This is a genomic window from Streptomyces sp. NPDC046881, from assembly GCF_040645015.1.
Taxonomy (GTDB): domain Bacteria; phylum Actinomycetota; class Actinomycetes; order Streptomycetales; family Streptomycetaceae; genus Streptomyces.
Window position 1 is genome coordinate 1 of sequence record NZ_JBEYXJ010000203.1, and the last position, 5,756, is coordinate 5,756.

5 protein-coding genes and 1 pseudogene are annotated in these 5,756 nt (G+C 68.5%); 2 read left to right on the plus strand and 4 right to left on the minus strand.

Annotation, left to right across the window (positions count from 1 at the left end; genetic code table 11):
• Positions 1 to 256 precede the first annotated feature (256 nt).
• The 4 genes and pseudogenes from ABZ923_RS40715 to ABZ923_RS40730 all read right to left on the minus strand — a co-directional run.
• Positions 257 to 1,546 carry a citrate synthase gene (locus tag ABZ923_RS40715; RefSeq protein WP_361483308.1) on the minus strand — a complete coding sequence of 430 codons (1,290 nt, stop codon included), beginning with the start codon at positions 1,544 to 1,546 and terminating at the stop codon, positions 257 to 259.
• A gap of 178 nt (positions 1,547 to 1,724) precedes the next feature.
• The gene (locus ABZ923_RS40720; protein WP_361483317.1) at positions 1,725 to 4,001 is read right to left on the minus strand and encodes an ATP-dependent RecD-like DNA helicase; all 2,277 of its coding nucleotides are present in this window, start codon (positions 3,999 to 4,001) and stop codon (positions 1,725 to 1,727) included.
• Between the two features lie 41 nt (positions 4,002 to 4,042).
• Positions 4,043 to 4,234, minus strand: a complete 192-nt coding sequence (locus tag ABZ923_RS40725) for a DUF397 domain-containing protein (RefSeq protein WP_361483320.1) — start codon at positions 4,232 to 4,234, stop codon at positions 4,043 to 4,045.
• Between the two features lie 7 nt (positions 4,235 to 4,241).
• Positions 4,242 to 4,460 (minus strand): annotated as a pseudogene (locus ABZ923_RS40730) (Scr1 family TA system antitoxin-like transcriptional regulator); the annotation flags it as partial.
• Here ABZ923_RS40730 and ABZ923_RS40735 point away from each other — a divergent pair.
• Positions 4,429 to 4,776: an ATP-binding protein gene (locus tag ABZ923_RS40735; RefSeq protein ID WP_361483323.1), complete on the plus strand. Its 348-nt coding sequence runs from the start codon at positions 4,429 to 4,431 to the stop codon at positions 4,774 to 4,776. The pseudogene ABZ923_RS40730 and the gene ABZ923_RS40735 overlap by 32 nt on opposite strands.
• 32 nt (positions 4,777 to 4,808) lie before the next feature.
• A complete protein-coding gene (locus ABZ923_RS40740; protein ID WP_361483326.1) occupies positions 4,809 to 5,693 on the plus strand; it encodes a hypothetical protein in 885 nt (294 codons plus the stop codon).
• The last annotated feature ends 63 nt before the right edge of the window (positions 5,694 to 5,756 follow it).

Consider the following 5,756-nt stretch of genomic DNA (forward strand, 5'->3'; position numbering starts at 1 on the left):
CAAACCCCCCCGGGACCTGGGAAGGCGCCCTGCACGTCGGCCCGTGGGGGGACCGGCGTCTCAGGGCGCCTTCCGCTTTCTCCGTCGCCACGGCCGCCCAAGCGGCGCGGGGAACTACGCGACCCGCCACCAGCCGGCCCGCAGCCGCCCACGCCCTTCAGTGCCCTTCAGTGGCACACCCTTGGGCGCACCCGGCCTGGAGCAACCCGCGCCGGTGTGGGGCACCGACAAACGCGGCCCCCTCACCGGCCAGGTGTCAGCGCTCCTCGACCGGCACGAAGTCGCGCAGCTCCACACCCGTGTAGATCTGGCGCGGGCGGCCGATGCGGGAGCCGGGCTCCTTGATCATCTCGGTCCACTGGGCGATCCAGCCCGGGAGCCGGCCGAGGGCGAAGAGGACCGTGAACATCTCGGTCGGGAAGCCCATGGCGCGGTAGATCAGGCCGGTGTAGAAGTCGACGTTCGGGTACAGCTTGCGCTCGACGAAGTAGTCGTCGGACAGCGCGTGCTCCTCCAGCTTCAGGGCGATGTCGAGGAGCTCGTCCTCCTTGCCCAGCGCGGAGAGCACATCGTGCGCGGCGGCCTTGATGATCTTGGCGCGCGGGTCGAAGTTCTTGTAGACCCGGTGGCCGAAGCCCATCAGCCGGACGCCGTCCTCCTTGTTCTTCACCTTGCGGATGAAGGTGTCGACGTCGGAACCGGAGTCGCGGATGCCTTCCAGCATCTCCAGCACGGACTGGTTCGCACCGCCGTGCAGCGGGCCCCACAGCGCGTTGATGCCGGCCGAGATGGAGGCGAACATGTTGGCCTGCGAGGAGCCGACGAGGCGGACCGTGGAGGTCGAACAGTTCTGCTCGTGGTCGGCGTGCAGGATCAGCAGCTTGTCCAGCGCGGAGACGACGACCGGGTCCAGCTCGAACTCGTCGGCCGGCACCGAGAAGGTCATGCGCAGGAAGTTCTCGACGTAACCGAGGTCGTTGCGCGGGTAGACGAACGGGTGGCCGATCGACTTCTTGTACGCGTACGCGGCGATCGTCGGAAGCTTCGCGAGCAGCCGGATCGTGGAGAGGTCGCGCTGCTTCTCGTCGAACGGGTTGTGGCTGTCCTGGTAGAAGGTCGACAGCGCCGAGACGACCGAGGACAGCATCGCCATCGGGTGGGCGTCCCGCGGGAAGCCCTTGTAGAAGTTCTTGACGTCCTCGTGCAGCAGGGTGTGCCGCGTGATGTCGTTCTTGAACGTGGAGAGCTCGTCGACGGTCGGCAGCTCGCCGTTGATCAGCAGGTACGCCACCTCGAGGAAGGTGGAGCGTTCGGCCAGCTGCTCGATGGGGTAGCCGCGGTAGCGGAGGATGCCCGCCTCGCCGTCGAGGTAGGTGACCGCGGATTTATAGGCGGCCGTGTTGCCGTACCCGCTGTCCAGGGTCACCAGACCGGTCTGGGCGCGGAGCTTCCCGATGTCGAAGCCCTTGTCACCGACGGTGCTGTCGACCACCGGGTAGGTGTACTCGCCGTCGCCGTACCGCAGTACTACAGAGTTGTCGCTCACGTCTTCCCTCACCGACGTAGTGCCTCATCTTCGAGGTGCCCTGACTGTCTCTACCATCCCCCATTTGGCTCAGGAGAGTGCACTCGGGGTCGACCATTGGGCCTATTGGCGGCACTCAGTGCCGCCAACCTGCTCATCCTGCCCCCTCCGAGGGGCATCCGGAAGTGCTCTGTGACCTTCACGACTCATTTGATCGATCATTTTTTGTACCGAGCCTGAAGTCGAGGGCCGTACAGCGCCGTCCCGCCGACACCGTGCGCACCGCCTGCCCGATCGCCCTGCGGGAACCGACGAGGACGACCAGCCGACGGGCCCGCGTCACCGCCGTGTAGAGCAGGTTCCGCTGGAGCATCATCCACGCCCCCGTGGTGACGGGGATCACCACCGCGGGATATTCACTGCCCTGCGAGCGGTGAATGGTCACCGCGTAGGCGTGCGCCAGTTCGTCCAGCTCGTCGAATTCGTACGGAACCTCCTCATCCTCGTCCGTCAGCACGGTCAGGCGCTGGTCGACCGGATCGAGCGAGGTGACGACACCCACGGTGCCGTTGAAGACACCGTTCTTCCCTTTCTCATAATTGTTGCGGATCTGGGTGACCTTGTCGCCGACACGGAAGACCCGGCCACCGAACCGCTTCTCCGGCACATCGGGCCGCCCGGGCGTGATGGCCTGCTGGAGCAGCCCGTTGAGCGCGCCCGCCCCGGCCGGCCCCCGGTGCATCGGCGCCAGCACCTGCACGTCCCGGCGCGGGTCCAGCCCGAACTTGGCCGGAATCCGCCGCGCGGCCACGTCGACGGTGAGCCGGCCGGCCGCCTCCGTGTCGTCCTCGACGAAGAGGAAGAAGTCCTTCAGCCCGTCGGTGAGCGGATGCTGCCCCGCGTTGATCCGGTGCGCGTTGGTGACGACACCGGACTGCTGGGCCTGCCGGAAGACCCGGGTGAGCCGGACGGCCGGGACGGGGCTGCCGTCGGCCAGCAGGTCCCGCAGGACCTCACCGGCACCGACGCTCGGCAGCTGGTCCACGTCTCCCACGAAGAGCAGATGGGCCCCCGGCGGTACGGCCTTCACCAGCTTGTTGGCGAGCAGCAGGTCCAGCATCGACGCCTCGTCCACGACCACCAGGTCGGCGTCCAGCGGCCGGTCCCGGTCGTAGGCCGCGTCGCCGCCCGGCTTCAGCTCCAGCAGCCGGTGCACGGTGGAGGCCTCCGCGCCGGTCAGCTCCGCCAGCCGCTTGGCCGCCCGGCCGGTCGGGGCGGCCAGCACCACCTTGGCCCGCCGGGCCCGGGCCAGCTCCACGATCGAGCGCACGGTGAACGACTTCCCGCACCCCGGCCCACCGGTGAGGACGGCGACCTTCTCGGTCAGCGCGAGCCTCACGGCCGCCTCCTGCTCGGGTGCGAGGTCCACCCCGGTGCGCGACTTCAGCCACCCGAGCGCCTTGCCCCAGTCCACGTCCCGGAAGCCCGGCATCCGGTCCTGGTCCGTGCGCAGCAGCCGCAGCAGCTGGGCGGACAGGGACAGTTCGGCCCGGTGGAAGGGCACGAGGTAGACGGCGCTGACCGGCTCCCCGCCGCCGTCGGGCCCGGGCACCTTCTCCCGTACGACCCCCGGATCGGCCCCCTCCTCAGGCGCTCGGCCCAGCTCGGCGAGACACTCGATGACCAGCCCGGTGTCGACCTGGAGCAGCTTGACCGCGTCGGCGATCAACCGCTCCTCCGGCAGGAAGCAGTGCCCCTGGTCGGCGGACTGCGACAGCGCGTACTGAAGGCCGGCCTTGACCCGCTCCGGGCTGTCGTGCGGGATGCCGACCGACTGGGCGATCTTGTCGGCGGTCAGGAAGCCGATGCCCCAGACGTCGGCGGCCAGCCGGTACGGCTGCTCCTTGACGACCGAGATCGACTCGTCGCCGTACTTCTTGTAGATCCGCACCGCGATGGACGTGGACACCTCGACGGTCTGCAGGAAGAGCATGACCTCCTTGATCGCCTTCTGCTCCTCCCAGGCGTCGGCGATCTTCTTGGTGCGCTTCGGTCCGAGCCCCGGCACCTCGATCAGCCGCTTCGGCTCCTCCTCGATGATCCGCAGCGTGTCCAGCCCGAAGTGCTGCGTGATCCGGTCGGCGAAGACCGGCCCGATCCCCTTGACCAGCCCGGAGCCCAGATAGCGCCGGATGCCCTGGACGGTGGCCGGCAGCACGGTCGTGTAGTTCTCGACGTGGAACTGCTTGCCGTACTGGGGATGCGAGCCCCAGCGGCCCTCCATCCGCAGGGACTCCCCCACCTGGGCACCGAGCAGCGCGCCGACCACGGTGAGGAGGTCGCCGGCGCCTCTTCCGGTGTCGACCCGGGCCACCGTGTAGCCGTTCTCCTCGTTGACGTACGTGACCCGCTCCAGCACCCCTTCGACCACGGCAAGCCGCCGCTCACCGGTCTGGGTCCCCGCCTGTTGCGCCATGATCCGACGGTACCGGTGGGGTGTGACACCGGGTTACCGGATCAGGGGCGGGGGTGCGCCTTGAGTGCCTGGATGAAGGCGGTGAAGGTGGGGGTGGGGAAGGTGAGGGGGGTGCGGGTGGGGGCTTTCGAGTCACGGATGGCCGTGCGGGTGGGGGTGGTGGCCACTTCTACACACTCGTTGCCGTCGCCCTCCCCGGAGTAGGACGATTTCCGCCAGTCGAGGTGGTTCATGGGCTGCTCACAGCTCCTTCGCCAGCGCGTGAATGAAGTCGCGCGACCGATCGGGCTCAAGTGATACGGCCTCCACCTTACGGAAGCGCGTTCGATAGGTGTTGAGCTGGGCCTCCGAGTCGATGAAGACAGAACCGTGAGGCGCGTCGCGTACCACGGTGTCCAGCTTGGGCAGCGGACCTCCGACGTACGTCATGGTGCTGGAGGCCCTGGCGAAGCCGTCCACGCTGCACGGGCTGGCGGGATTGGTGGAGACGGCGGAGCTGCTGGCGACGGAGCTGGTGTCGAACGCGGTGCGGCACACCAAGGGGCCGGCGGCGTTGCGGGTGCGGCGCTCCCCGCAGGGGGTGGTGTGGATCGGGGCGTGGGACACGGACCCCGCGCCACCGGAGCCGCCGGTGCCGTTGGGGCGGGTGCTGGAGTCGGAGGAGGGGCGGGGGCTGGGGCTGGTGACGGCCTGTGCCCGGGACTGGGGCTGGCAGCCGTCGGCGCGGTTCGGGGACTGGGGGAAGTACGTGTGGTGCGAACTTGCGGCGGCGTAGCTCGTTGATCACGTCGTACGAAAGGAGAGCTGATGGTCGGCTCGTCGCATGAGGCGCTGCACCGGATCTTCCAGAAGGATCCGACGCTGCTGACGAAGGCGTTACAGAAGGTGCTGCATGTGCCGTTCCCTGAGCCGAGGGAGATCGCGGCGCTGAACGTGGACCTCACCGAGATCGAACCGGTTGAGCGTCGGGTGGACACGCTGTTGCGGGCGGAGACGGACGAGGGCACGTATCTGCTCGTGGTGGAGTCGCAGGGCAGGGTGGACGACCGGAAGCGGGGCAGTTGGCCGTACTACCTGTCGTACCTGTACGAGAAGTACCGGTGCGAGCCGGTGCTCATCGTCATCACGCAGAGCAGTGCTACGGCGAAGTGGGCCTCGCGTCCGATCCGGCTCGGTTTCCCGGGGTGGGACTCGTTGACGGTGCGTCCGCTGGTGCTGGGGCCGGACAACGTGCCGGTGATCGCGGACGAGCGGCAGGCCGAGCGGGATGTCCCTCTTGCGGTGCTGTCGGCGATGACACACGGGCGTGGTCCGCAGGCTCCGGCCATACTGGAATCCCTGGCATCCGCCCTGCGGACCATCGACCCCGACAGTGCCGCGGTCTTCGTGCAGTTCGTCGACTCGTGCCTGGCCGATCCCCAGGCGAAGCAGATGTGGAGGGAATTGATGACGGCGATCCAGTACTTCTGGCGACACCCGCTGGCCGAGCAGGTGAGGGAAGAGGGGCGGGAGCAGGGCCGGGCCCTGGCCAAGGCCGAGATGATCGTCCGCATCCTGGAGTGGCGAGGAATCTCGGTGCCCGAGGATGTCCGCCAGCGCGTCGAGAACTGCACGGACCTCGACCAGCTGGAGGTCTGGGCCCAGCGCGCCGTCCACGCGGCCGAGGCGACGGAGTTGTTCCCCGAGGAGTGAGCACGTGACCGTCGGGCCGCTCGCTTCTCGGCCAGTGTCGGGCTTCCACGGTCCGCGTCAAGG